Raw genomic sequence first — 1850 nt, forward strand, 5'->3', positions numbered from 1 at the left:
TGTTGATGGGTAGGGGAGCGTCGTCTGCCGGGTGAAGCGGCACTGGAAGGTAGTCGTGGACGGTTGACGAGTGAGAATGCAGGCATGAGTAGCGATTCACACGTGAGAAACGTGTGCGCCGATTGACTAAGGGTTCCTGGGTCAAGCTGATCTGCCCAGGGTAAGTCGGGACCTAAGGCGAGGCCGACAGGCGTAGTCGATGGATAACCGGTTGATATTCCGGTACCCGCTGTGGAGCGTCAAACATCGAATCCAGTGATGCTAAGGCCGTGAAGCCGCCCCGGAGCCTTCGGGTGAAGGGGAGTGGTGGAGCCGCCGGACCAAGCTGGTAGTAGGTGAGTGATGGGGTGACGCAGGAAGGTAGTCCAGCCCGGGCGGTGGTTGTCCCGGGGTAAGGGTGTAGGACGCAGGGTAGGCAAATCCGCCCTGCACGTGTCTGAGACCTGATGCCGAGCCGATTGTGGTGAAGTGGATGATCCTATGCTGTCGAGAAAAGCCTCTAGCGAGTTTCATGGCGGCCCGTACCCTAAACCGACTCAGGTGGTCAGGTAGAGAATACCGAGGCGTTCGGGTGAACTATGGTTAAGGAACTCGGCAAAATGCCCCCGTAACTTCGGGAGAAGGGGGGCCAGTCCTGGTGATGAGCTTCGCGCTCTGAGCTGGGGGTGGCCGCAGAGACCAGCGAGAAGCGACTGTTTACTAAAAACACAGGTCCGTGCGAAGCCGTAAGGCGATGTATACGGACTGACGCCTGCCCGGTGCTGGAACGTTAAGGGGACCGGTTAGCTCACCTTCGGGTGGGCGAAGCTGAGAACTTAAGCGCCAGTAAACGGCGGTGGTAACTATAACCATCCTAAGGTAGCGAAATTCCTTGTCGGGTAAGTTCCGACCTGCACGAATGGCGTAACGACTTCTCGACTGTCTCAACCATAGGCCCGGTGAAATTGCACTACGAGTAAAGATGCTCGTTTCGCGCAGCAGGACGGAAAGACCCCGGGACCTTTACTACAGTTTGATATTGGTGTTCGGTTCGGCTTGTGTAGGATAGCTGGGAGACTGTGAAGCACGCACGCCAGTGTGTGTGGAGTCGTCGTTGAAATACCAGTCTGGTCGTGCTGGATGTCTAACCTGGGTCCGTGATCCGGATCAGGGACAGTGTCTGATGGGTAGTTTAACTGGGGCGGTTGCCTCCTAAAGGGTAACGGAGGCGCCCAAAGGTTCCCTCAGCCTGGTTGGCAATCAGGTGTTGAGTGTAAGTGCACAAGGGAGCTTGACTGTGAGACCGACGGGTCGAGCAGGGACGAAAGTCGGGACTAGTGATCCGGCGGTGGCTTGTGGAAGCGCCGTCGCTCAACGGATAAAAGGTACCCCGGGGATAACAGGCTGATCTTCCCCAAGAGTCCATATCGACGGGATGGTTTGGCACCTCGATGTCGGCTCGTCGCATCCTGGGGCTGGAGTCGGTCCCAAGGGTTGGGCTGTTCGCCCATTAAAGCGGTACGCGAGCTGGGTTTAGAACGTCGTGAGACAGTTCGGTCCCTATCCGCTGTGCGCGTAGGAGTCTTGAGAAGGGCTGTCCCTAGTACGAGAGGACCGGGACGGACGAACCTCTGGTGTGCCAGTTGTTCTGCCAAGGGCATGGCTGGTTGGCTACGTTCGGGAGGGATAACCGCTGAAAGCATCTAAGCGGGAAGCCTGCTTCGAGATGAGGACTCCCACCCACTTGATGGGGTAAGGCTCCCAGTAGACGACTGGGTTGATAGGCCGGATCTGGAAGCCAGGTAACTGGTGGAGGTGACCGGTACTAATAGGCCGAGGGCTTGTCCTCAGTTGCTCGCGTCCACTGTGTT

General features: G+C 57.5%; 1 rRNA gene (only partly in view). It reads left to right on the forward strand.

Features of this window, described 5'->3' with window-relative positions:
- A 23S ribosomal RNA gene (locus tag ACIBJF_RS52200) occupies window positions 1-1828 on the forward strand; it begins 1366 nt to the left of the window's first position.
- Window positions 1829-1850: the final 22 nt, after the last annotated feature.

It is taken from the genome of Streptomyces sp. NPDC050743 (assembly GCF_044456925.1).
GTDB lineage: Bacteria > Actinomycetota > Actinomycetes > Streptomycetales > Streptomycetaceae > Streptomyces.